Source organism: Arcobacter acticola (assembly GCF_013177675.1).
Classification (GTDB): Bacteria; Campylobacterota; Campylobacteria; order Campylobacterales; family Arcobacteraceae; genus Aliarcobacter; species Aliarcobacter acticola.
On the sequence record NZ_CP042652.1, the window covers coordinates 1,754,863 to 1,778,314 of the forward strand.

Here is a 23,452-nt window from a genome sequence, read left to right on the forward strand (position 1 = left end):
AATGAATGAAAACAATGAAAAAATATCTTTAAACTATATATTTAAACTTCTATTACATAATAGAAAAGCGCTTATAATAGGTCAAATTCTAACTATCATTGCAATAATGGTAAGTGTTCCTATTCCTCTACTTCTACCTCTTTTAGTTGATGAAGTATTACTTAATAAACCTGATTTTTTTGTAAACAATATTGATAAGTTTTTTGGAAGTGGAAATGCAATTTACTATATTGTTATTGTTACGATTATTGTTTTATTTTTAAGATTAGTATACTTTATTTTTGGAGTAGCTATTACAAAGATATTTACTAAAGTATCAAAATATGTAACTTTTAAAATAAGAGAAAGACTTTTAAATCATCTTGAACATGTAAATATGAATGAGTATGAAAGCTTAGGTTCAGGCTCTATTTCTGCAAATTTAATAACAGATGTAAATACCTTAGATAACTTTATAGTTTCAATTGCAAGTAAATTCATAGCCTCTATTCTTACATTAATTGCAGTTGCCATTGTTATTATTACTATTAATCCTGTTTTAGGTCTTATGATATTATTTATTCAACCTATTATTATGATACTTTCTAAAAAAATTGCAAAAAAAACAGGTGTTTTAAAACAAGAAGAAAATAAAGCAATAGAAGTTTTTCAAAACAATATAAATGAAACATTAGACTTATTTGGTCAAATAAAAGCTAGTAATAAGGAGAAATATTTCTTTGATGATTCTATAAAAAAAGCGCAAAATATTCAAAAAACATCAAATGAGTTCAACTATAAAAGTGTAGCTTATGAAAGATTTTCATTTACAATCTTTTTAATTGCTTTTGAAATTTTTAGAGCAGTTGGATTAATTTTAGTAGCTTACAGTGATTTATCAATTGGTTTAATGTTTGCTATGTTTGGATATATTTGGTTTATTATGACACCTGTTCAAGATATTTTAACTATTCAATATGCCTATGCAAGTGCAAGTGCTGCAATTAATAGAATAAATAAAATATTAGATTTAAAGTGCGAAAAAAATGGAACTGAAGAACTAAATAAAAGCTCAGAAAAAATTGATATTTCTATCCAAAATCTAAACTTTTCATATAAAGAAGATAAAGATACATTAAAAGATGTTTCCTTTGATATAAAATCAGGTGACAAAGTAGCAATCATTGGAGCAAGTGGTAGTGGTAAAACAACAATAGCTCATCTTATCTCTGGATTTTATTCAAAAAACTCAGGAGACATTTTATACAACAATATAAGTATAGACAATCTTAGTAGACAAAGTTTGAGGGAAAATATATTTCTAGTATTACAAATGCCAATTTTATTTAATAACACTTTGAAATTTAATATAACTATGGGAAATGAAAATATAAGTGATGAACAAATTTATAAGGCTTTAAAAATTGCTCAACTTTATGATACCGTTGAAAAAATGAGTGATAAGTTAGAAACAATAGTTGGAAAACATGGGGTTAGATTAAGCGGTGGACAAAGACAAAGACTATCAATTGCTAGAATGATTATAGCAAATCCTGCTGTTGTTATTTTTGATGAATCAACATCTGCTTTAGATGTTCATACAGAAGTAAAACTATTTAATGATTTAGAAGAGTTCTTAAAAGAAAAGACTGTAATAACAATTGCACATAGATTAAGCACAGTTAAAAATGCTCATATGATTTATGTATTAGAAGATGGGAAATTGGTACAAAGTGGCAATCATAAAGAGTTAGAAGAAAAAGAAGGTCACTATTTAGAGTTTGTTAAAAACCAGTTAATTTGACTATAATACAAAAAAATTAAATTTAAACTAAAAGGTTGTAGATGGATTCAATAAATTTAAAGAATTATTTCTTTTATTTTGCAAGTTTTGTTGTAATAATAGCAGGGGTAAAAATGGCAAGCCAAGTGGTTGTAATACTCTTTTTGGCTATATTTATTTCATCTATTTTTTCTACACTTTTAAAAGTTTTACAAAAAAAACACATTCCTAGACTTTTTTCATATTTTATAATATTACTGATAGTTTCTGGGATCGGGGTGATGTTAGCTTATGTTATAAATATTTCATTAAATGATTTTTTAACAAATTTACCTACATATGAAGAGAAGTTAAAGAATACCATTTTAAATCTACTTCATTTTGCCCAAGACTCAGGTATTCAAATAGATAAAGCCAAAATTATGGGAGCATTAAATTTCAATTCTTTTTTTGGTTTTACAACAAATATTATAGGAAGTATTGGAACATTTTTATCAAAATTCTTACTTGTGGTAATTGGAGTTGCGTTTATACTTGCAGAATCAAAATCTTTCCAAACAAAATTAAGAGTTATATTTAGAAACAATGCAAAAAAATTAGAACACTTCAACCTTTTTTCATTTAATATACAAAAATACTTTGTTGTAAAATCATTTACAAGTTTTTTAACAGGTTTTATCATAACAATTGTTTTAACTCTATTTGGTGTAGATTATCCAGTTTTATGGGGAGTAATTGCAATGCTATTTAATTTTGTACCAGTTGTTGGTTCAATTATCGCATCAATTCCAGCTGTTTTATTAACATTTATGAATCTTGATATAAACACCACTATTTGGGTGATAGTACTTTATGTGATAATTAATATATCAATAAGTAATATTTTAGAGCCAAAACTTATGGGAAAAGAGTTAGGATTATCTCCATTAGTTATTTTCTTTTCTTTAATATTCTGGGGTTATATATTAGGTATTGTAGGTATGTTTCTAGCAGTTCCTATAACTATGACGCTTAAAATTGCATTTGATTCAAATACAAGCACTCATTGGTTGGGGATATTAATGTCAGATTTATCAAGAAAGAAATTAAAAGCACGAAAAGAGCAAAAAACTTCGGATTTAATATAAAGCTATATTAAATCCGTTTTACTATTAAAAATGATAGTATAAACCTGCGTAGGCACCTTTTATTTCTATATCTGAATACGCATCACTTACATCATCTAATTTTATTTTTTCAGCTCTATATCCTACTGTACCACCTAAACCAAATGATGTTTCATAAAGTATTCCACCTTTTACATCATAAAAATCACTATCTGCGTAAGTTATATAACTTACATCAGTTTCAACAAATAATCCACTAAGAGGTAAATCAAATTTAGCTTTTGCATAAACCATTGGAATAACATAACTTAAATCTTTTGTTGATGCAGAAGTTGTCCCACTGTTATCACTAGCACTAACTGAACCATCAATGTATTTACCATTAATTCCAAAATCAAGGTTTACCCAGTTATCTAATAATCCATAATAAAGAATAAAATCTGTTTGATTAAGTTGTAAACTTGAAGATATAGTTCCAGAATAAATTATATTATCAAAAGTAATACTTGATGTTTTTGAAGAAGAATCTTCTATTTTTGTATGTTGAATTTTAATATTTGGAATAAAAGGAAGTGAATGTTCAAAACTTGCCCAAATAAAATTTGTATTTAAATCCCCATAACCTAAATCTTTAGCTAAATCAATACTGTCACCTTTATATTCAAAAGTACCAGATGTTTTTGCACCCCAAACAGCAGCTCCTGCTTCAAAGCCTAAAGTGTCAGCACTCATATTTAATGCAAACACAGCACTGAAAGATAGTAATACTAAGTTTTTTCTCATATATTTTTCTTTTTTTATTATAATTATCTTATTTTTTGTATCTAGCCATCATACTATCAATTTTATGATTTGATTTTATGATTTGCTCTAATGAAATTTCTTCACTTAAAATCTGTGAATAAATTGTATCAACTATTTGTTTTAAAGCTATTGGCTTTGCTGTTTGATTTGCAAATAAAAGCATATTTACACCTGAATTAATAGCCAAAGTTAAAGTCTGTTTTAAATCATAATGTTTTGAAATAGCATACATTTGTAAATCATCACTAACTAATACACCATCAAAACCTAGTTTATATCTTAACAGCTTTGTATTTACATTATAAGATAGTGTTGCTGGATATTTATCATCTAACTTTTCATTAAAAACATGAGCTGTCATAATCATATCAACTTTATTATTGCTAATAAAATATCTATAAGGCTCTAACTCTTTTTCACTCCATGTATTTGTAATATCAACAAATCCAAGATGAGAATCACTAAGTGATGACCCATGTCCAGGAAAATGTTTTAAAACAGAAATAACATTTTGTTTCTTTAATTCTTCAACAAAAATTGAAGAGTATTTTATAACATCCTTTGATGATTCACCAAATGAACGGCCTTTTGTAACTATTACTTTATTTTGTTTATTTATTGCTAAATCAACAACAGGTGCAAAATCATTGTTAATTCCTGATTCTTTTAAATCTTTTGCCAAAGATTTATATGTATTTCTAGCAAAACTTTCACCCATTAAAGCGACACTACTAGCTTTTGGAATATCTACAAATCCATCTTCTTTTTTTAGTCTTTGAACTATTCCGCCCTCTTGGTCAATAGAAATCAAAAGTTTTTGTTTTGATATTGCTTGTAAAGAAGCAGTAAATATTTTTAACTGAGTCTTATTTCTTACATTCTTTATTTTTGTTTTATCAGTGGGGTCTTTATCAAATAAAATAACACCACCTAAACCATCTTTAATATTTTTATATATTTCATCATTAGGATTTACAGTTTCACCTGTAAATCCTAAAATTACCATCTTTGAGATCATTCTTTCAATTTGTTCTTTTGTATAGGATTCATTTGCAAATGAATTTAAACAAAAAGAACATACTAAAACAAGAAAAACTAAAATTTTTTTTTCCATTATTACTCTTTTTTAATTATCTGGATTTCTATCTTTAAATAAATATCTTTGAGATGAAATTACTGATAAGTACCTAATAAATAATAAAAACACTATCACCCCTGATAAAACCAATAAATTCATATTAACTGAACTTGTGAAAATAGCTTCAAATGTATTTAAATTTTCCTTATTAACTTTCACAACATTTACAATAAACTCTCTTAATGCTAATATGATAAATGCATCAACAAGTAATGATAAACTAACTCGCTCTTCTCTTATATAATTGACAACTGCCCTTACAATTTCAAGAAAAATTATAAAATAAAGCATATAGATAATAAAATCCATTAACATATCTAATACAAGTGCAACAAGAAATAAAACTGCTGCAATAGATAATTCAATATACAATTTTTCTGAAAAGAAATTTATTATAGTTTTTTTCATAAATACACCTTTTAAATTTTTACCTTTAAATTTAACCAATTCTTTGGTATTTCACTCATTTGTTTATTTGCAAGTAAAATAACACTTGCAATCATAGCTCTTGCACTTGTATCTCCCCCTGCTTTTAAGTTTGAAATAAGCATATCCTTTAAGTTATCATATTTACATAAAAGATGTATAACACCACTAAATCCACCATTTATATCACAAGCAGGACCAAATTCTCTGATAGTTTTAAAAGTATCTGAATTTTTTGAATCAAGACCTTTTTGTATCATATCTTGGAAATATGAATCGTATGAACTTTTTAACTGTACAATCGATTTTTCAATATCATTTTTTTCAAGAACCATTAATAAAAGATTTGCAAAAAAATCAGCATTTTTTACTGCTTCTTTACTATTATGAGTCAATTTAACAAATTTTTCTACATTTTGTAAAAACTCTTCTTTTGTTTTTGATACTTTTAATAAAGGAACTATTCTGCCAACAATTGATAAATCATGTGAATTAGAACCACTTGGTGTAACACTATTTTCAATATTTAAAATAGTATCTCTACTTGCTCCATCAATATAACCTGTATATGTTTTCATTTTTTCAAACCAAAACTTTAAATACTCATTTTCATCAAAACTATCTTTATCTTTTAAAAACTCATATAGCCAATAAGTTTGATCACCATAATGAGTGAAATCACCTGCACTTTTACCTTTGTGCCATATAGCCAAGGGTTTATTTAATTCTTCCCATCTAATATCATTATTAATTAATTGATTTTCATCATAAATCCAATGTGTACCTAAGCAATAAGCATCTGTTACAAGGCTTGTTAATACTAAATCTTTTATTTTATCTTCGTACATTTTAATCTCCTATTTATTCCAGTTTTTATAATTTGTAAAAGAAGGAAACTGTTGTTTAAATTCATCTTTCTCAAAAGAAAAATAATAAGAATCCATATAAGCGCAAAGCAAGTCATAATTTTTCTTTAATTCTTTAAATTTTTCATCACTACCTTCTGGCATATCTGGATGAAACTTCTTTGATAATTTTAAATATTTATTTTTTAAATCTTTTTTCGAAACTCTTGTTAATATTCCAAACATATCAACAGCTTTCTCAAACTCTTCATATTCCATAAAAATCCTTTAAACTGTAACATATTGTACTCAAAAAATTTTAAATATAATTAATATTAGTTTTTAGAACCATTTAATTCCAATAATGATAATCTATTTAAAATTTAAAAAAGGAAATTTTATGATTTATACTTTATATCATGTTCATGACCCAATGTGTTCATGGTGTTATGCGTTTAAGCCTACTTTAGATGAATTAAGAAAAAATTTAGACTCTAATATAAAAATTCAACATGTGGTTGGAGGACTTGCAAAACATAGTGATGAGATAATGCCAAAAGATATGCAAGAAAAGATACAAAGTATTTGGCATGATATAGAAAAAACCGTAGGAACAAAATTTAATCATAATTTTTGGAAAGATTGTCTTCCAAGACGTTCAACATACCTTGCTTGTCAAGCAACAATGCTTGCTAGGGGCGAAAATAAAGAAGATGAAATGATAGAAGCTATTCAAAAAGCTTATTATTTAAATGCACAAAATCCAAGTGATGCATCTACTTTAATAAATCTTGCAAAACAAATTGGAATGGATGGAAAAAAATTTGAAGAAGATTTAAAATCAGAAAAAATTGAAGATGATTTACATAATGAACTAAACTTAAGACGCTCATTAAATGTAAGAGCTTTTCCATCATTAGTTTTAAAATACAAAAAAGAGTTATATCCTATAAATATAAAATATAATGATTATAAATCTATGTTAGACCAAATAAATAATATGGTAGAAAATAGCTATTTTTAATAAAAAAAGAGCAAAAGCTCTCTTTTTATTTTTTAATATTTATTATTTCATAAGTGGATCAGTTAATCCTAAATAATACATTCCAATTAAACCAATGATTCCTGCTAATAAACAATAATAAATTGTAGGAATAATAGTTTTTCTTAAAGTCTCACCTTCTTGGTCAAGTAAACCAACCGTTGCGCTTGCTGCTACTACATTATGAATTGCTATCATATTACCAGCTGCTGCTCCAACTGCTTGAAGAGCTACCATAAACGCAGTAGAAATTCCTAAAGCATCTGCAACACCAAATTGAAACTGAGATAACATCATATTTGATACAGTATTACTTCCTGCAATAAATGCACCTAAAGCTCCAACAAGTGGTGCAAATAATGGATAAATATCGCCCATACTATGTGCAACAAAATTTGCCATTGCAACAGGCATTGAATCGAAACCAGAATCATTTATCCCTGAGTTAATTAAAATTCTAACAAGAGGAATAGTAAATACAAGTACAAAACCCGCACCAATCATAACTTTTGAAGATTCTCCAATAGCTGCTGTTAACTCTTTAAATTCCATTTTATGTAAGAAATAAGTAATTAATACAACAAAAACTAAAATCCCACCTGGTAAATATAAAGGGGTCATAGAGAAATTTAATCCCTCACCTAAAATATCTTTATATGAAAAAGCCAAAGATGTAACAAAAGCTTTTGCATCAGCACTAACTCTTGTTAATACCAAAATAATTGCAACTAAAACATAAGGAATCCAAGCTTTTGTTAAAGACATTGGAACTTTTGCAGTCATTGCATCAAATTTCATCTCAAATTTTGAAACCCAAGCAACAGGCCATTTTTCTCTAGGAGCAAAATCCCAAGTTTTTTTAGGAATTAAAAAGCCTTTTTTTGCAGCAAATATAACAATAGGAAGTCCAATTAAAGCTCCAATTAATGATGGAAATTCAGCACCTAAAAACACACCTGTTAGTGCATAAGGAATAGTAAAAGCAATTCCACCAAAAATGGCAAATGGTAAAATAGATAAACCTTCACTCCATGATTTATTTTCACCAAAAAATCTTGTAAGCATAACAATCATAAATAAAGGAATAAATGTTCCTACAATTGCATGAGTAATTGCAACTTCTGAAGTAATTATTTGTAAATAAACATCCCATGATGAACCCGTTGCTTCTAAAGTATTTGCAATTCCTGCTGAATCTAATCCTTTATTAACACCAATTAAAATAGGAGTTCCAACTGCACCAAAAGATACAGGTGTACTTTGAATCATCATACCTACCATAACAGCAGCCATTGCAGGGAATCCAATAGCAACAAGTAAAGGAGCAGCGATAGCAGCAGGTGTTCCAAATCCAGAAGCACCTTCCATAAATGATCCAAATAACCAAGCTACAATAATAACTTGAACTCTTCTATCAGGACTTATATTATTAAATCCTTCTCTAATTACAATAATTGCACCTGAATGCTTAAGTGTATTTAAAAGTAAAATAGCACCAAAAATAATCCATAACACAGAAACTGTAATTAACATTCCTTCAATCGTAGAAGCTAAAACTCTATTAAAAGATACTTCCCAAACAACAAAAGCAACAGCTACAGTTGCTATGTAAACTAATGGCATAGCTTTCTTTGCTGAAATTCTAAGACCTACTAATAAAATACCAGCAAATACTATTGGTAAAACAGCAAAAAAAGCTTGTAAACCTAAACTCATATAATCCTCCTGTAAAAATATACTACAAGGATAATTATGAAGTATGATATTTTTATGATAAAAAATAGCATAGCAATAAAATAGCAAAATTTATACTCTTAATGATAACTTTAGTAACAGAATTAATTTGTATTTTAAAGTACCAATAATCTTTTTGTTTAATTTACTTATTGTAAAAGTAATTATATAATACAAAACTATTTTTAAAAGGGTATTTTTTTATGTACAACAATACAGCTATTTATATTTTTAATAGATTGGTAAGATTAGCTATTATATTTTTTATTCTCTACTTAATTTTTACAAATTTTGGAACTTTTTTGATGATTATAGGAGTTATCTTTGTTATCATCACTTTTTTAATATATAATTTTAAAAAGAAAATGCAAACAAACAGTTTTAAATTTAGATTTGATAGTCAAAATTTTCAAAATGGACAAAATTTTAATTTTAATGATTTTAGAAACTTTAATCAATCAGATTTTCAAGGCTTTGCAAATGCACCAAGAGTTGATGAAGTAGCAAAAGCAAAAGAGTTTTTTGGATTTACTCACTCTCCTTCAAAAGAAGAAATAAAAAAAAGATATAAAGAGCTTGCTCGTAAATATCATCCAGATATAAATAATGGTGAAGATGTAAAAATGAAAGAATTAAATCATTATAGAGATGTTTTAATAAAAACTGTAGAATAAACAAACTTTAAACTAGCAAAAGGAATTTTTTGAGTATAGATATGACAAAAGTAGCAAATGTAATTTTATATATGTTACACAAACAAGTAAAACAATTGAATGATAAAAAAGTATCAATAATGCTTTTTTTAATGGATTATAATCATCAGAAGTATTGTGGACAAAAACTTTTCAATGAAACTTATATAAAAGGCTCTCGTCATCCTGAACCTATAGTTTTAAGTGAATTATTTGATATTGTTGCAAATGAAGAAGATTTAGAAGAAGAGGATGAAAGAATTTATTTAATGCAAGAGTTATTAGATTATTTAGATATCGAAGTTATAAAAAAAGAAAAGTTTATTGAATTAAATTTCATTAAAATGGAAGAAGAGTTTGACGAATCGATTTTTTCTAAAGATGAACTTAAAACTGTATATAAAATTGTAAGTCAATATCAAGATTCAAGTGCTAGAAATATTGCTAATGATTGTTTTAAAATAGATGAAGTTAGAAATACACCAAAAGGTGAAATTATTATTTAATTATTTAAGATATTGAGAGGCTTTAAAAACTTGTGAGTATTAGAAATTATTTTTAAAACTCTCAATATCTTCTTTAGTTAAAGCTAGTTTGTTTAGTTGATTGTTTTGTAAAAGTGGATTCATTAAAGCCCCATTTACTTCAATATGAGGAACACCGACTAAATGCATTATTTCATGTGCAATGATTACTTTTAATTGAGATAATGAATCAAAACTATAGATTTCAATTTTATCCATATTTGTTTTAACACTTTTTTCTTGAGTCATTTTTCCATCCTTATAAATAGTTTTTAAAGTGGTTTCTTGTAAACCAAAGGTCCTTCCATTTATTACCTTTACACTTCTTGTCATAGATTCTATTTCACTAACTAAGGTATTAATTTCTCTTGTTAAATTATTATATGAAAAAACCTTTTGATTATAACTATTTAGAGTTTTTGTTAAATTACTTTTTACCTTTTTTTGCTCTTTTAAGTCTATGTCTATTTTAGTTCTTTCATTTTTCACATACTCTTGAACACGATTATATTCATTTTTATCTAGTTTTTTTTGCTTATTTATCTCTTTTATATAATTATTCAAAATATCAACTTTTTTATTTAATAAATTAGTTTGTACGGTATAAGAATCTTCTAATTTATCTATTTCAACTTTTTGAGTAGAAAAAAAATCATTTAAAGAATCTAATTTTTCCTTTTTTGAGTTTAATTTATCTATTTTCTTAGAGATATCTCTTTGTAATTTAGAATCAGGAACATAAAGAATATCTATTGGTTTACCATTTGATGAATAATCAAATATATTCATATTAAGTTGAGTTTCTAAAGTTTCTTCTATTTCATCAAGGATATTTTTTAATTGTTGTTGAGAAATTTTATCTTTATAATAATCATCAATTTTGCCAATCTTTATTTGTTCATAAGAGGCAAAGCAGTTAAAAGAAAGAAAAATAAATAGATATAAAAATTTGTAGTTCATAATAGATTTTAATAAAAAATTGTTTCAGAATTACTTATAAATATTTATTATTTTAGTTTTATATAATTTTCTTTTGATATAGTAAAAGCCATAAATAAAGGATGAAAATGGCAATTAAAATTAACCAAATGGTAGAAATGTTTTACGAACTTAAAATACAAAATGAAATAGTAGATTCAAATCTTGAAAAAGAAGCGATATGTTTTCCTTATGGCTTAGGACAAATTATTTCAGGTTTAGAAAGTAGAATAATTGATATGAACGAAGGGGAAACGAGAACTATAAAAGTACCTGCTAATGAAGCATATGGAGAATATGATGAAACACTAACTCAAATAACTCCCATAGAAGACTTTGAAGGTATCAATTTAGAAATAGGAATGACATTAGAAGGTGAAGGCGAAAATAATGAAATATTAAGAGCCACAGTAATTGATGTAACAAAAGAAGATGTAACCGTTGATTACAATCATCCATTAGCTGGTTGTGAATTGGAATTTAAAGTTATTATTAAAAGTATTAAATAATTACTACTAAATAATATATTTGTACTTGATTATAAATAGAATTTATAATCAAGTAGAATCTTAAATCATAATCTCACTAATTTGAATTTGTGGTTGGCAATTTGTAAAATTTACAATATCAGAAAGTAATTCTTCTGAATGAACTGCAAATATATTTTGAAAAGATTCAATTGAATCAAAGCTCATATGAGTCATAACTACATATTTAAGTGCTTCATTAGGATTTCCATTAGCTAAGCCAAAATCAACTTGTACATTTTTTAAACTTTCACCTAATAATTTCGAAACTAAGGGCATATGTTTATCACAATAATAATCTTTATCAAATATTAAATCTTGTGAATTTGAATATAACACACTTATTTTTATCATAATATTTTCCTATTTAAAATTTAACTATTAATTAGTTATAAAAAAGTCTAACATAAGAATATAGCCTGAGTATATCCATACAAAATTTAAATAAATTTAGTTACACTATAAGAAGTTAAATTGGAGAAAAAATGAATATTGAAAAAGAAATAGAAAAAATATTTGATAGTCTAAAGAAAGTAGCTTTTTATGTAGGACACGGGAAATATAATGATTATATGAGTACTGAAGAAGTGCAAAAAATAAAAGCAAAACTAGAAAAAATACTTGAAATAGAAAAAGAATATTTAGAATCAACTAATGCGGAAGAAAAAAATCTTATTTATAAACGATTATCTATATTTCAAACTTTTAGTATAAAAGACTTTATTAATTATCAGATATAAAAAGAGAAAAACTTATTTTAGTTTTTCTTCTTCATTTTTGTTTGGTGGTGGAAGTAATCTATTGAAATCATAAGGAATGATATTGTGCTCTATTTTTTCAGTAAAATCATATAATTTTATACAAACACCTATTAGAATCGGCCAAACAAATATTTGATTTACAATAGATATTGAAAAAACAATACCAATAATTACCCCTAAAATACCTACTTTTATTAAATAATCATCAATCTTTTCCTGACTTTCTCATATGGACACACACTTTTTAACTATTTTTAATTGCATTATAAACTTGTTGTTGAATTTCATCAAATTTCAAGTAGACTAATTTTCCATTTGTTCTAAGTGCAAACATATGTTTAATTATATCTCTTAAAAGTTTTTGTGAGAATTTAAATTTAATATTATTTTCTTTAAGTTTTGAATCAAACTCTTTATAAATTGAGTATGATACAAATGAAATAAGAATATGAGCCTTTATTCTGGTTTCTAGCCTATGGTATATGGGTCTGATTTTAAGATCAGTTTTTGATATTCTAAATGCTTGTTCTACTGCATATTGATTATTATAGTGTTCTATAATTTCACTTGGTGTTAGTGTAAAATCATTTGTAATAAAACCTTTTATACCATCTAATTTTGAATCATTATCAACTTTTTGATTATTGATATTAAAAGTGATATCACATTTATGATCATCGATGTTAAGATATTTAGCATAGTATGATAGTTTTAAATCTTTTTTTGTGATAGATTTTGAGAATTCAATTTTTTTCTTTAATCTTTCAAGTGCTTTATCTCTATTATGTTTATCTTTCTTAGCTCTTGCCGTTGAATATGAAAGAACTAACCTTTGATTGATATTTATGGATTGTTTATTGTCATTCTCATCAGTATATGGTATATCTTTATTAAATTTAAGTGTATGAGTTACTCCATCATTTAAAAATATCAAGTTTGATATTTGCTCTTTTAAATCATTTGATATATTTTTTATTTTGGCTGCAAGGATATATTTATATCCATTATTTTCAAGATATACTAGATTATTATTGTTTAGCATTCCTCTATCAGCTACAACTACAGGTTTATTTTTTAATTGAAATTTATTTTGAAACTTTTTAAGTACATCAACTAAAGTATGTCCCTCATATTTATTACCCTCATAAACCTCAAAGCTTAATGGATATCCTTGTAGTGTTGTAAACAATCCCAGTTGTATCTGAGGACGTGCTAATTTACCCTCTTTACTAAATCCAATACGTCTAAGATCGTCTTCACTCTCAGATTCAAAGTACAGGGTTGTAACATCATAAAATGTAAATGCAATAGTTTGGTTCATTTTTGCATAAGTATGATCAAATACACATTTTTCAATTTGTAGTTTTAAATTCTCTTCATAAAGTGTATCTAAAAATCTATAGATAGCATTTTTATCTACACTCTCTTTTTTAAAATATTCAAGATAATCAATCAAATATAATTTACTACCAGGATACAGTAATCTTGATACAACAAGATTTTTAAACATCTGAAGTCTTTTACAATCCAAATCTACACTAGAACATCCCAATCGTTCAAATAATTTTCCATAGATTAATTCATCACCTATTGGTATTAAATCATTATTTCCAAGTTCTATGAATATTAACTCTTCATTTTTATTTTCATCAAATAAAGTAGGATACATTTGTTGACGCAGTTCTTCTAAACGTTTATTTGCAACATCTAAATAAATTTGTAAATCTAAATCATTTTTTACACAAGCAATAGTTTCTATAACCTTATATTTCCTATGAACTCTATCGATAATCTGAATACTGATTGTTCCACTACTATTTTTCTTCTGTCTAATATGTAAACTCATACTAAAATTGTAGCAGGTTTTAGACTATAGGACACACACTTTTATGAATTTTATAGTCTATAAAGCCCTTTAATAAGGGATATCACTTTTAGAAAAATTGATTTTTGATAAAAATGAGAAAGTCAGGAGAAAAACTTATTTTAGTTTTTCTTCTTCATTTTTGTTTGGTGGTGGAAGTAATCTATTGAAATCATAAGGAATGATATTGTGCTCTATTTTTTCAGTAAAATCATATAATTTTATACAAACACCTATTAGAATCGGCCAAACAAATATTTGATTTACAATAGATATTGAAAAAACAATACCAATAATTACCCCTAAAATACCTACTTTTATTAAATAATCATCAATCTTTTTTACTTTTATTAATTTATAATATTCTTTTATTTTGTCAATCATAATAATTTCCTTTTAATAATGTTACCATTTATACCTAAAAAAAGTATAAAAGAGAAGTTTATAATTGACAATTTTAAAGATGATGTTAGAAATATTAGATTTTGAAGTTAATCAAGGCGAAGTTTGAATTTTAAGCGGAGCGTACAAGAGGTACGTGAGCATTAAAATTCAAACTTCAACGCAGAGTAAATTTAAAAGATGATGTTTAAAACATCATCTTTTAGATGTGGTAGTTTGGAGCTTCGTTAGTTATTGTAACATCATGAACATGTGATTCTTTTAATCCAGCACTTGTAATTTCTACAAACTCTGCAGTTGCTTGGAATGTTGCAACATCTTTAGAACCTAAATATCCCATTGAAGATCTTAATCCTCCAACCATTTGATGAATAATATCAGAAATACTTCCTCTGTATGGAACCATACCTTCAATTCCTTCAGGTACTAATTTATCAGCAGCTGTTCCTTCTTGGAAATATCTATCAGTACTTCCTTTAGTCATAGCTCCAATTGAACCCATACCTCTATAAGTTTTGAACTTTCTTCCTTGAGCTAATACAACTTCACCAGGACTTTCTTCCGTTCCTGCTAATGCAGATCCCATCATAACAGCATTTGCACCAACTGCTAAAGCTTTTGCAACATCACCTGAATATCTAATTCCACCATCTGCAATAATTGGAGTTCCTGTTTTAGCACCTTCAGCTGCACATTCATCAATTGCACTTATTTGAGGAACACCTACACCTGCAACAATTCTTGTTGTACAAATAGATCCCGGTCCAATTCCAACTTTAACAGCATCTGCTCCTGCTAAAATTAAATCAGCAGTTGCTTCAGCAGTTGCAACGTTTCCAGCTATGATTTGAACATCCATTTCAGCTTTTATTGCTTTAACAGTATCTAAAATACCTTTTGAATGACCATGAGCAGAATCTAAAACTAAAACATCAACACCGATAGCAACTAAAGCTCTTGCACGATCAAGTTGTCCAACACCAATAGCAGCACCTACTCTTAATCTTCCAAACTCATCTTTATTTGCATTTGGATATTCTCTTTTTTTATTAATATCTTTAATAGTAATTAATCCAATTAATTTATTTTTTGAATCAACAATTGGTAACTTTTCAATTTTATTTGCATGCATAACTTCAGCTGCTTCTTCTAATGTTGTACCCTCTTTTGCTGTAACTAATGGCATAAGAGTCATTTTATCAACTGCTTTATGAGTAAAATCTTTTGTAAATCTCATATCTCTATTTGTTAAAATACCAACTAAAATATTGTTATCATCAACAACAGGAACACCTGAAATTTTGTAAGAAGCCATTATATCTTCTGCATCTTGTAAAGTTTGATCTGGTTTTATAGTAATTGGATCAATAATCATTCCAGATTCTGATTTTTTTACTTTTTTACATTGTAACACTTGAGTATTAATATCCATATTTTTATGTATTATCCCAATCCCACCAAGTCTAGCCATTGCAATTGCCGCTTCAAATTCAGTTACTGTATCCATAGCTGCACTTATAAAAGGAATGTTTAATCCAATTTTTTTAGTAAGTTTTGTTTTAATACAAACATCTCTTGGTAGTACTTCTGATTTAGCTGGTACTAATAATACGTCTTCAAATGTTAATGCTCTTTTTCTAATTCTCATTTTATAATCCTAGTTAATATTTATTTATAGTTAATAGCTTTTTCTAAAGATAAAGCGCCATCAAATAGAGTTTGTTCTTCATATGCGTTTGCAATAAATTGAAGACCAACAGGCATTCCATCTTCATCTTTATCTACGGGTAATGAAATAGCTGGAAGTCCTGCAAGGTTCACAGAAATTGTGTAAATATCACTTAAATACATCTCTAAAGAAGTTTTAAATGAACCAAATTTTGGTGCAGTTGTTGGAGCAACTGGAGATAAAATTAAATCTGCTTCTTCAAATATTGCTGAATATTCATCTTTAATTAAATGTCTTACTTTTTGAGCTTTTATATAATAAGCATCATAATATCCAGAACTTAACACAAAAGAACCTAACATAATTCTTTTTTGTACTTCATCACCAAAACCTTGTGACTTTGTTTGAACATACATATCTTTAAGTCCTGCATCACCTTTTCTATTTCCATATCTAACACCATCAAATCTTGCAAGATTTGCAGATGCTTCAGCCGTAGCAACAATATAATAAGTAGATACAATTTTATCAGTATCCAACATATTTTTATGAATAATTTTATGACCTGCATTTTCTAAAGCGCTAACTGCTTTTGCAAAACCTTTTTGAATTGCAGGACTTGCTTCTGAAACAAAGTTGTCTATCACTGCAATAGTTAATTTTCTTTGTGAATTTAAATTAGGTGTAACTGCATCATATTTAACATTAGCAGATGTAGAATCCATTGGATCATATCCAGAAATAATATCGTATAAAATTGCTGCATCTTCTACGTTTTGAGTAATTGGTCCACATTGATCTAAAGATGAAGAATAAGCTGTAATTCCGTATCTTGAAACTCTTCCATAAGTAGGTTTCATTCCAACAACACCACAATAAGCAGCAGGTTGTCTAATACTTCCACCTGTATCTGTTCCTAAAGCTGCAATTGCGATTCCAGCAGCAACAGCAGCTGCACTTCCACCTGAACTTCCACCTGGAACTTTTGTATTATCAAGAGGATTTAAAGTTTTTCCATAACAAGAAGATTCAGTAGAACTTCCCATTGCAAATTCATCCATATTTGTTTTACCAAATGGACTTAATCCTGCTTTTTCTAAATTATTAATTACTGTAGCATTATATGGACTAATATATCCTTTTAAAATATTACTTGAACAAGTAATTTCCCAATTTTTAACATTAATATTATTTTTAATAGCTATTGGGATTCCAAAACCTGATTGTGAAATATCTGTTGAAATTAATTGTTCAACATAAGCGCCAGTATTGTCTTCTTTTATTTTTTGATTTAAATCATTTCGTAATTTTTCTATATCATCACTAGCTAAAGTTAGTGCTTCTTTTAGGGTTATCAATCGCTTCTCCTATGTTCTACGCTTGTAGTATTACGCTGGATTTTATCAAAAAGATGATTAAGAAAAGATTATAATTTGATTTTTTAAGGAAGTTTTATTTTTATTTTGAAATAAAAAAAGGGACAGAACATTTGTTCTATCCCCTCTAAAAAGTATAATATCTTAATACTATACGAATGAAATGAATGCCATTGGAGTAGCATCCCCTCTTCTAATTCTAGTTTTAACTATTGAAGTATATCCACCATTTCTACCTAAGTATTTTGGTGCAATTTCGTTAATTAATTTTTTAGTAGCTTCTTTACTTTGTAAAGCTGCAAATACATATCTGTGTGTATTTAAATCAGCCTCTCTAGCAACAGTTACTAATTTTTCAATATATCTTTTTAATTCTTTTGCTTTAGGAACAGTTGTTTCAATTTTTTCTCTTTCGATAATCGCAATTGCCATGTTTTTTAACAATGCTTTTCTATGAGAAGAAGTTCTACTTAACTTTCTATATCCATGCTTATGTCTCATATTAAACCCTTAATTATGCTTTTAGTTGCTCTAATTTTCTTCTTAATGCAGAAGCAACATTTTCTGGAAGTGTATTTTCAACTGGGTAACCTAGTGATTCTAACTTTTCAGCAATCTCATCATAAGATTTTTTCCCAAGATTTTTAATATTTTTAACTTCAACTTCACTCATAAGTACTAATTCACCTAAGAATTTAAGTCCAGCTCTATCTAAAGAGTTGAAACTTCTAGCACTTAAATTTAAATCATCAATTTTAATAACTAATTCTTTAAGTTCAACTGGCTCTTCACCACTTTCACTAACTGTTACTTCTGATAAATCAAAAACTTTGTTAAAAACTGACATTTGTGCATACATAACAGTTACAGCTTCTTTAAAAGCAGTAATTGGAGAAATTTGTCCATTTGTTTGTATTGTAAATACAGCTTTTTCAAAGTTAGGATTATCTTCAACTAACATTTTTTCAATATCATAAACTACTTTTTTAACAGGTGTAAAAAAAGCATCGATTGGTATAAAATCAGGTCCAACAATATCTCTAATGTCTTCACTTGCCATATAACCGATACCTTTTTGAATAATAACTGAGAACGTTAAGTTACAGTCACTATTAATAGTTGCTAAATGAACATCTTTTGATACAATTTCCACATCAGAATTTACAAGGTCTTCACCTTTAATTTCTCTTGGCCCATTGAAAGAATATTCAACCGTAACTTGATCTTTATCACCATTTATTTTAAATTTAATATTCTTTAAATTTATAACAAAAATAGCTATATCTTCTAACATACCTCTTAATGAGTCAAACTCGTGAGAAGCTCCTTCAATTTTTACTGCAATTGGTGCATAACCAACTGAAGAACTTAAAAGAAGTCTTCTTAAAGGGTGTGCTAAAGTAATAGCAAACCCATCTTCAAATGGATATGCTGATATTTTAGCTTCATTATCACTGATAGCTTCTATTTCCACTTCAGTTGGTAAAAATGGTGTCTCTGCAAATTTTTTCATTAACTACCTTTTACTTATTATTTAGAATATAACTCTACGATTAATCTTTCTTCAACAGGAATAACAACTTCTTCTCTAGCTGGGATTCTTGTGAAAATTCCAAATACTTTATCTTTATCTACATTAACCCAATCAACCATTCCAGTTTGATTTGTTAATTCTAAAGCTCTAACAACTTGAGTATTAGATTTAGATTTTTCTTTTATTTCAATTTTTTGTCCAGCTTTAACGATGAAAGAAGGAATATCAACTTTTTTACCATCTACTAAAACGTGTCCATGAGTTGTAAATTGTCTAGCATTTGCTCTAGTTGTAGCAAATCCCATTCTATAAACAACATTGTCTAATCTTCTTTCTAATAAAGTAATAAGATTAGCTCCTGTATTACCTTCAACTCTTGCAGCTTCTTTAAAGTATTTTCTGAATTGTTTTTCAGAAACACCATACATAAATTTAGCTTTTTGTTTTTCTCTTAATTGTAAACCATACTCAGAAATCTTAGCTCTTCTTTGTCCGTGTTGTCCTGGAGCAAATGGTCTTTTTTCTAAAGCACTTTTACCTGATAATCTTCTCTCACCTTTAAGTCCAAGATCTGCATCAAGTCTTCTTTCGATTTTTTCTACTGGTCCTCTATATCTTGCCATTATTTACTCCTTACACTCTTCTTCTTTTAGGAGGTCTACAACCATTGTGTGGTAATGGTGTAACATCTTTTAACCAAGTAATTCTAATTCCGTCCATAGCTCCAACTGCTTTAACAGCTGTATCTCTACCAGAACCTGGTCCTTGAATTTTAATTCCTACGTTTTTGATTCCGTGTTCCATTGCTTTTGCCATAGCATCTTCTACTGCTGCTTGAGCTGCGAATGGAGTTGATTTTTTAGAACCTTTGAATCCTAAATTTCCAGCACTTGACCATGCGATTGCGTTTCCTGCATTATCCGTAACTGTAACCATTGTATTGTTGAAACTTGCAGCAATATGTACGATACCGTCAGCAATATTTTTTCTTACAATTTTTTTTCTAGTAACTTTTCTTTTTGCCATCTACAATCCCTTATTTAGTTGCTGCACCAACAGTTTTCTTTTTACCTTTTCTTGTTCTAGCATTAGTTTTAGTCTTTTGCCCTCTACAAGGTAAACCTTTTCTATGTCTTAACCCTCTATATGAACCTAAATCCATTAAAGCTTTAATATCCATAGCAACTTTTTTTCTTAAATCACCCTCAACTAAATAGTTGTCTTGGATTTCTTTTCTGATAATTGCTGCTTCGTCTTCTGTTAATTCAAAAGCTCTTTTGTTGTAATCAATTCCAACAGCATCTAAAATTAATCTAGAATTATGTAATCCGATTCCGAAGATATACGTTAACGCATATTCCATTCTCTTTTTATTTGGTAAATCAACACCCGCGATTCTTGCCATGTGTCTTATCCTTGTCTTTGTTTGTGTTTTTTAGTTTCGCAGATTACTCTTACTACACCACTTCTTTTGACAATTTTACATTTGTCACACATTTTCTTTACTGAAGCTCTTACTTTCATAAGCCTGTCTCCTCTTTCTTTGTGTTTGTTTCCGATTTATCAACAGGAAAAAGCATTAAAAAAAATAAAATACTTTACTTTTAGCTTTTACCAACTCTTTATAAAATAAATCTATATTTTACAAAAACTTCCTCAATTGCTGAAAAATGGAGTTGGATTATAATTAATTTTTACTTAAAGCTTGTTGAATCTATTTAAGATTTGTTTTATTTAATTATAGTTATTGTAATATTTACAAAATAAATCAATAAAAGGCCAATTTTGTCAATACTTTATAAAAATGAACTAATTAAAATTGAAATAGAATCATCAGAGATTCCATGGTTGAAAATATTTACTATAGAAGATATAAAAGAATTTTCTAACTGTAATGAAGAAACTAAACGTGAAATTTGGAAATATCTAGATTTAATTGAAAAAGAAATGATATCTTATTTCAAACCAGAAAAAATTAATATTGCATCATTTGGTAATTATGTACCACATGTTCATTTTCATGTGATGGCTAGATTTAAAGAGGATTCATATTTTCCAGAACCAATGTGGGGTAAAAAACAAAGAGATGCAAATTTAACTCTACCCTCTTTTGAAGATTTTTATGAAATGATAAAAAAGAAGTTTTAATTAACTTCTTTTTTAAGTATCTTGATTAATTTGTTTAATCAATTCTTCTAATACAGTTTGGGCATCAGCTATATCAATTTGGCAACCACCAGCTGCTTTATGACCACCACCATCATATTTAAGCATTAATTCACCAACATTTGTATTTGATGTTTTATTTATAATAGATTTTCCAACACTAAAAGCTACTTTTTCCTTATCTTTTGCGTACATAATATGAATTGAAATATTTTGTTCTGGATTCATAGCATAAACCATAAATCTATTCCCTGGCCATATTGTTTCAATGTTTCTATAATCAATAATTAATAGATTATCTTTTTTTGTAGTAATATTTTTTAATTGTTCTTTAAATTCTTCTTCATATTTAAAATATAAATCTACTCTTTCTTTTACATCTGGTAATTCTAAAATTTCATCAATATTATGCCTAGCACAATATTTTATTAGATCCATCATAAGTTGATAATTTGAAATTCTAAAATCTTTAAATCTTCCAAGACCTGTTCTTGAGTCCATTATAAAACTTAGTAATGCCCATGCTCTTGGATTTAAAATATCATCTTCTATAAAATCAGCACTATCAGCTTTATTAGCACCATTCATCATTCCTGTAAAATAACCAGGAAAAACTTCATCCCCACCGTAATAATCAAAAACCACCTGAGCAGCACTTGCAGCATCAGGATCAATTATATGATTATCTTTTTTTTCATTTCTTAGAGTTTCTGAAAAATGATGATCAAAGGCTAAATAAACACCTTCAACATAAGGAAGATTAGTAGTTATATCATTTCTTTTAACTTCGATTTTTCCATCTTGCATGTCTTTAGGATGAACAAATACTACTTCGTCAATAATATCTAGATAAGTAAGTAATGTGCCACATACTAAACCATCCATATCACTTCTAGTAATTAATCTATGCTTTTTTTTCATATGAGGAAATCCAATTTTTTTATTAATGTTATCACAAAAAATTATTTTTTGCAATAAAATAGATTTATATTTTAAGTTCTAAGCTTAATAAAGAAAGCAAAAGCCTTCTTTATTATTTACTTATATAAGCAGCGATTAAATCACCCATAGCAGTAGTATTTAAAACTTCTTTTGCATCAAATGAAGCTAAATCTTTTGTTCTATATCCATCTTTTAATACAGCTTTAATTGCATCTTCTATTAAATCAGCAGCTTTAATTTCATTTAACGAATATCTTAACATCATAGCAGCACTTAAAATTGTTGCTATTGGATTTGCTATTCCCATTCCTGCAATATCAGGAGCTGATCCATGAATTGGTTCATAGATAGCTGTTTTATCTCCAGTTGAAGCTGATGGTAAAAGTCCAATTGATCCTACTACCATTGAAGCTGTATCTGAAAGAATATCTCCAAAAATATTTCCAGTTACAATAACATCAAACTGTTTTGGATTTCTAACAAGTTGCATAGCTGCATTATCTACATACATATGAGAAAGAGTTACTTCTGGATAATCTTTTGATAATTCATTCATAGTATCTCTCCATAGTTGAGAAACTTCTAATACATTTGCTTTATCAACAGAACAAACTCTTTTATCTCTTTTCATAGCTAGTTCAAATGCTTGTTTACCAATTCTAATTATTTCAGGTTTAGTATAAACCATTGTATTATAAGCTTTAAATCCATCATTTGCTCTTGGTTGACCAAAGTAAATTCCACCAATTAGCTCACGTACTACCATAATATCACAACCTTGAATTACTTCAGGTTTTAAAGTTGAAGCATTAACAAGTTCATCATAAACAATAGCAGGTCTTAAATTTGCATAAACACCCATTTCTTCTCTAAACTTTAAAAGTCCAGTTTCTGGTCTTAATTCTCGAGGAAGTGTATCCCATTTTTCTCCACCAATAGAACCAAATAAACAAGCATCAGAATCTAAAACGCCATCAACTGTTTCTTGTGGTAAAGGATGTCCAGTTGTATCAATAGCAATACCACCCATTAAATACTCTTTATAATCTAAAGTAAAGTCACATTTTTTTGAAACTGAATTTAATACTTTAATTGCTTCATCTACGATTTCAGGACCAATTCCATCACCTTTAATTACTGATATTTTATAGTTTTTCATT

General features: G+C 27.5%; 28 protein-coding genes. 8 read left to right on the top strand and 20 right to left on the bottom strand.

Annotation, left to right across the window (positions count from 1 at the left end; translation table 11 throughout):
• The first annotated feature begins 1 nt into the window (after position 1).
• Together AACT_RS09025 and AACT_RS09030 are read left to right on the top strand one after the other, a co-directional pair.
• A complete protein-coding gene (locus AACT_RS09025) occupies positions 2-1,783 on the top strand; it encodes an ABC transporter ATP-binding protein (protein WP_172126485.1) in 1,782 nt (593 codons plus the stop codon).
• A 41-nt stretch (positions 1,784-1,824) separates the two neighbouring features.
• Positions 1,825-2,889 (top strand): AI-2E family transporter, encoded by a 1,065-nt coding sequence (locus tag AACT_RS09030; RefSeq protein ID WP_172126487.1) that lies wholly within the window; start codon positions 1,825-1,827, stop codon positions 2,887-2,889.
• 24 nt (positions 2,890-2,913) lie between these two features.
• Here AACT_RS09030 and AACT_RS09035 read toward each other — a convergent pair whose 3' ends face one another.
• The 5 genes from AACT_RS09035 to AACT_RS09055 are packed head-to-tail and all read right to left on the bottom strand — an operon-like array spanning position 2,914 to position 6,360.
• Positions 2,914-3,651 (bottom strand): TIGR04219 family outer membrane beta-barrel protein, encoded by a 738-nt coding sequence (locus AACT_RS09035; RefSeq protein ID WP_172126488.1) that lies wholly within the window; start codon positions 3,649-3,651, stop codon positions 2,914-2,916.
• 28 nt (positions 3,652-3,679) lie between these two features.
• Positions 3,680-4,786, bottom strand: coding sequence for a glycoside hydrolase family 3 protein (locus AACT_RS09040; RefSeq protein WP_172126490.1), 1,107 nt, complete (start codon positions 4,784-4,786; stop codon positions 3,680-3,682).
• A 12-nt stretch (positions 4,787-4,798) separates the two neighbouring features.
• Positions 4,799-5,218 carry a phosphate-starvation-inducible PsiE family protein gene (locus AACT_RS09045; RefSeq protein WP_172126491.1) on the bottom strand — a complete coding sequence of 140 codons (420 nt, stop codon included), beginning with the start codon at positions 5,216-5,218 and terminating at the stop codon, positions 4,799-4,801.
• Positions 5,219-5,229: 11 nt separating this feature from the next.
• A complete protein-coding gene (locus AACT_RS09050) occupies positions 5,230-6,084 on the bottom strand; it encodes an ADP-ribosylglycohydrolase family protein (RefSeq protein ID WP_172126492.1) in 855 nt (284 codons plus the stop codon).
• A gap of 9 nt (positions 6,085-6,093) precedes the next feature.
• Positions 6,094-6,360 carry a DnaJ domain-containing protein gene (locus AACT_RS09055; RefSeq protein ID WP_172126494.1) on the bottom strand — a complete coding sequence of 89 codons (267 nt, stop codon included), beginning with the start codon at positions 6,358-6,360 and terminating at the stop codon, positions 6,094-6,096.
• Between the two features lie 121 nt (positions 6,361-6,481).
• On the opposite strand from AACT_RS09055, the gene AACT_RS09060 reads away from it, so the two are divergent.
• Complete coding sequence (locus AACT_RS09060; RefSeq protein ID WP_172126496.1) at positions 6,482-7,105, top strand: DsbA family protein; 624 nt, start codon at positions 6,482-6,484, stop codon at positions 7,103-7,105.
• 42 nt (positions 7,106-7,147) lie between these two features.
• On the opposite strand, the gene AACT_RS09065 is transcribed toward AACT_RS09060, so the two are convergent.
• A complete protein-coding gene (locus AACT_RS09065; RefSeq protein WP_172126498.1) occupies positions 7,148-8,839 on the bottom strand; it encodes an L-lactate permease in 1,692 nt (563 codons plus the stop codon).
• A gap of 221 nt (positions 8,840-9,060) precedes the next feature.
• Between AACT_RS09065 and AACT_RS09070 the strand changes: the two genes are divergently transcribed.
• On the top strand, positions 9,061-9,531 hold the full coding sequence (locus AACT_RS09070) for a J domain-containing protein (protein ID WP_172126499.1): 471 nt from the start codon (positions 9,061-9,063) through the stop codon (positions 9,529-9,531).
• Between the two features lie 29 nt (positions 9,532-9,560).
• Positions 9,561-10,055, top strand: a complete 495-nt coding sequence (locus AACT_RS09075) for a type II toxin-antitoxin system antitoxin SocA domain-containing protein (RefSeq protein ID WP_172126500.1) — start codon at positions 9,561-9,563, stop codon at positions 10,053-10,055.
• Between the two features lie 39 nt (positions 10,056-10,094).
• Here the strand turns inward: AACT_RS09075 and AACT_RS09080 are convergent, their stop codons facing one another.
• Positions 10,095-11,033: a matrixin family metalloprotease gene (locus AACT_RS09080; protein ID WP_172126501.1), complete on the bottom strand. Its 939-nt coding sequence runs from the start codon at positions 11,031-11,033 to the stop codon at positions 10,095-10,097.
• A gap of 107 nt (positions 11,034-11,140) precedes the next feature.
• Here AACT_RS09080 and AACT_RS09085 point away from each other — a divergent pair, with 107 nt between their 5' ends.
• Entirely contained in the window at positions 11,141-11,560 is a 420-nt protein-coding gene (locus AACT_RS09085; protein ID WP_172126503.1) for an FKBP-type peptidyl-prolyl cis-trans isomerase, read from the top strand.
• A 60-nt stretch (positions 11,561-11,620) separates the two neighbouring features.
• Here AACT_RS09085 and AACT_RS09090 read toward each other — a convergent pair whose 3' ends face one another.
• Positions 11,621-11,932 carry an EthD family reductase gene (locus AACT_RS09090; protein WP_172126504.1) on the bottom strand — a complete coding sequence of 104 codons (312 nt, stop codon included), beginning with the start codon at positions 11,930-11,932 and terminating at the stop codon, positions 11,621-11,623.
• Between the two features lie 131 nt (positions 11,933-12,063).
• Between AACT_RS09090 and AACT_RS09095 the strand changes: the two genes are divergently transcribed.
• Positions 12,064-12,318, top strand: coding sequence for a hypothetical protein (locus AACT_RS09095; protein WP_172126505.1), 255 nt, complete (start codon positions 12,064-12,066; stop codon positions 12,316-12,318).
• Between the two features lie 265 nt (positions 12,319-12,583).
• Here the strand turns inward: AACT_RS09095 and AACT_RS09100 are convergent, their stop codons facing one another.
• The 10 genes from AACT_RS09100 to rpmJ all read right to left on the bottom strand — a co-directional run bounded on the left by AACT_RS09100 (position 12,584) and on the right by rpmJ (position 20,708).
• Positions 12,584-14,185: an IS1634 family transposase gene (locus AACT_RS09100; RefSeq protein ID WP_172124149.1), complete on the bottom strand. Its 1,602-nt coding sequence runs from the start codon at positions 14,183-14,185 to the stop codon at positions 12,584-12,586.
• Positions 14,186-14,320: 135 nt separating this feature from the next.
• Positions 14,321-14,587, bottom strand: a complete 267-nt coding sequence (locus AACT_RS09105) for a hypothetical protein (protein ID WP_172126506.1) — start codon at positions 14,585-14,587, stop codon at positions 14,321-14,323.
• A gap of 220 nt (positions 14,588-14,807) precedes the next feature.
• Complete coding sequence (gene guaB / locus AACT_RS09110) at positions 14,808-16,253, bottom strand: IMP dehydrogenase (protein ID WP_172126507.1); 1,446 nt, start codon at positions 16,251-16,253, stop codon at positions 14,808-14,810.
• A gap of 20 nt (positions 16,254-16,273) precedes the next feature.
• Complete coding sequence (gene gatA, locus AACT_RS09115; RefSeq protein ID WP_172126508.1) at positions 16,274-17,632, bottom strand: Asp-tRNA(Asn)/Glu-tRNA(Gln) amidotransferase subunit GatA; 1,359 nt, start codon at positions 17,630-17,632, stop codon at positions 16,274-16,276.
• 168 nt (positions 17,633-17,800) lie between these two features.
• Complete coding sequence (rplQ, locus tag AACT_RS09120) at positions 17,801-18,151, bottom strand: 50S ribosomal protein L17 (protein ID WP_172126509.1); 351 nt, start codon at positions 18,149-18,151, stop codon at positions 17,801-17,803.
• A gap of 13 nt (positions 18,152-18,164) precedes the next feature.
• Positions 18,165-19,163 carry a DNA-directed RNA polymerase subunit alpha gene (locus AACT_RS09125; RefSeq protein ID WP_172126510.1) on the bottom strand — a complete coding sequence of 333 codons (999 nt, stop codon included), beginning with the start codon at positions 19,161-19,163 and terminating at the stop codon, positions 18,165-18,167.
• A gap of 17 nt (positions 19,164-19,180) precedes the next feature.
• A complete protein-coding gene (rpsD, locus tag AACT_RS09130) occupies positions 19,181-19,807 on the bottom strand; it encodes a 30S ribosomal protein S4 (protein ID WP_172126511.1) in 627 nt (208 codons plus the stop codon).
• Between the two features lie 10 nt (positions 19,808-19,817).
• Complete coding sequence (gene rpsK / locus AACT_RS09135; protein WP_172126512.1) at positions 19,818-20,210, bottom strand: 30S ribosomal protein S11; 393 nt, start codon at positions 20,208-20,210, stop codon at positions 19,818-19,820.
• A gap of 10 nt (positions 20,211-20,220) precedes the next feature.
• Positions 20,221-20,589, bottom strand: coding sequence for a 30S ribosomal protein S13 (gene rpsM, locus AACT_RS09140; RefSeq protein WP_128358804.1), 369 nt, complete (start codon positions 20,587-20,589; stop codon positions 20,221-20,223).
• A 5-nt stretch (positions 20,590-20,594) separates the two neighbouring features.
• Positions 20,595-20,708, bottom strand: a complete 114-nt coding sequence (rpmJ, locus tag AACT_RS09145) for a 50S ribosomal protein L36 (protein ID WP_172126513.1) — start codon at positions 20,706-20,708, stop codon at positions 20,595-20,597.
• Positions 20,709-20,975: 267 nt separating this feature from the next.
• On the opposite strand from rpmJ, the gene AACT_RS09150 reads away from it, so the two are divergent.
• Positions 20,976-21,332: an HIT family protein gene (locus tag AACT_RS09150; protein WP_430385344.1), complete on the top strand. Its 357-nt coding sequence runs from the start codon at positions 20,976-20,978 to the stop codon at positions 21,330-21,332.
• 12 nt (positions 21,333-21,344) lie between these two features.
• On the opposite strand, the gene AACT_RS09155 is transcribed toward AACT_RS09150, so the two are convergent.
• Both AACT_RS09155 and leuB read right to left on the bottom strand, forming a co-directional pair.
• Positions 21,345-22,271: a DHH family phosphoesterase gene (locus AACT_RS09155; protein WP_172126515.1), complete on the bottom strand. Its 927-nt coding sequence runs from the start codon at positions 22,269-22,271 to the stop codon at positions 21,345-21,347.
• Positions 22,272-22,383: 112 nt separating this feature from the next.
• Complete coding sequence (leuB, locus tag AACT_RS09160; protein WP_172126516.1) at positions 22,384-23,451, bottom strand: 3-isopropylmalate dehydrogenase; 1,068 nt, start codon at positions 23,449-23,451, stop codon at positions 22,384-22,386.
• Between the last annotated feature and the right edge of the window lies 1 nt (position 23,452).

Coding starts and splice junctions, on each gene's coding strand:
- AACT_RS09065 (WP_172126498.1), bottom strand. CDS start 8,839: ATGAGTTTAGGTTTACAAGCTTTTTTTGCTGTTTTACCAATAGTATTT.
- AACT_RS09100 (WP_172124149.1), bottom strand. CDS start 14,185: ATGAGTTTACATATTAGACAGAAGAAAAATAGTAGTGGAACAATCAGT.
- leuB (WP_172126516.1), bottom strand. CDS start 23,451: ATGAAAAACTATAAAATATCAGTAATTAAAGGTGATGGAATTGGTCCT.
- AACT_RS09030 (WP_172126487.1), top strand. CDS start 1,825: ATGGATTCAATAAATTTAAAGAATTATTTCTTTTATTTTGCAAGTTTT.
- AACT_RS09070 (WP_172126499.1), top strand. CDS start 9,061: ATGTACAACAATACAGCTATTTATATTTTTAATAGATTGGTAAGATTA.
- AACT_RS09025 (WP_172126485.1), top strand. CDS start 2: ATGAATGAAAACAATGAAAAAATATCTTTAAACTATATATTTAAACTT.
- rpsD (WP_172126511.1), bottom strand. CDS start 19,807: ATGGCAAGATATAGAGGACCAGTAGAAAAAATCGAAAGAAGACTTGAT.
- AACT_RS09090 (WP_172126504.1), bottom strand. CDS start 11,932: ATGATAAAAATAAGTGTGTTATATTCAAATTCACAAGATTTAATATTT.
- AACT_RS09035 (WP_172126488.1), bottom strand. CDS start 3,651: ATGAGAAAAAACTTAGTATTACTATCTTTCAGTGCTGTGTTTGCATTA.
- AACT_RS09055 (WP_172126494.1), bottom strand. CDS start 6,360: ATGGAATATGAAGAGTTTGAGAAAGCTGTTGATATGTTTGGAATATTA.
- AACT_RS09155 (WP_172126515.1), bottom strand. CDS start 22,271: ATGAAAAAAAAGCATAGATTAATTACTAGAAGTGATATGGATGGTTTA.
- AACT_RS09095 (WP_172126505.1), top strand. CDS start 12,064: ATGAATATTGAAAAAGAAATAGAAAAAATATTTGATAGTCTAAAGAAA.
- AACT_RS09125 (WP_172126510.1), bottom strand. CDS start 19,163: ATGAAAAAATTTGCAGAGACACCATTTTTACCAACTGAAGTGGAAATA.
- rpmJ (WP_172126513.1), bottom strand. CDS start 20,708: ATGAAAGTAAGAGCTTCAGTAAAGAAAATGTGTGACAAATGTAAAATT.
- rpsM (WP_128358804.1), bottom strand. CDS start 20,589: ATGGCAAGAATCGCGGGTGTTGATTTACCAAATAAAAAGAGAATGGAA.
- rpsK (WP_172126512.1), bottom strand. CDS start 20,210: ATGGCAAAAAGAAAAGTTACTAGAAAAAAAATTGTAAGAAAAAATATT.
- AACT_RS09050 (WP_172126492.1), bottom strand. CDS start 6,084: ATGTACGAAGATAAAATAAAAGATTTAGTATTAACAAGCCTTGTAACA.
- AACT_RS09085 (WP_172126503.1), top strand. CDS start 11,141: ATGGCAATTAAAATTAACCAAATGGTAGAAATGTTTTACGAACTTAAA.
- AACT_RS09060 (WP_172126496.1), top strand. CDS start 6,482: ATGATTTATACTTTATATCATGTTCATGACCCAATGTGTTCATGGTGT.
- guaB (WP_172126507.1), bottom strand. CDS start 16,253: ATGAGAATTAGAAAAAGAGCATTAACATTTGAAGACGTATTATTAGTA.
- AACT_RS09105 (WP_172126506.1), bottom strand. CDS start 14,587: ATGATTGACAAAATAAAAGAATATTATAAATTAATAAAAGTAAAAAAG.
- AACT_RS09045 (WP_172126491.1), bottom strand. CDS start 5,218: ATGAAAAAAACTATAATAAATTTCTTTTCAGAAAAATTGTATATTGAA.
- AACT_RS09080 (WP_172126501.1), bottom strand. CDS start 11,033: ATGAACTACAAATTTTTATATCTATTTATTTTTCTTTCTTTTAACTGC.
- rplQ (WP_172126509.1), bottom strand. CDS start 18,151: ATGAGACATAAGCATGGATATAGAAAGTTAAGTAGAACTTCTTCTCAT.
- AACT_RS09040 (WP_172126490.1), bottom strand. CDS start 4,786: ATGGAAAAAAAAATTTTAGTTTTTCTTGTTTTAGTATGTTCTTTTTGT.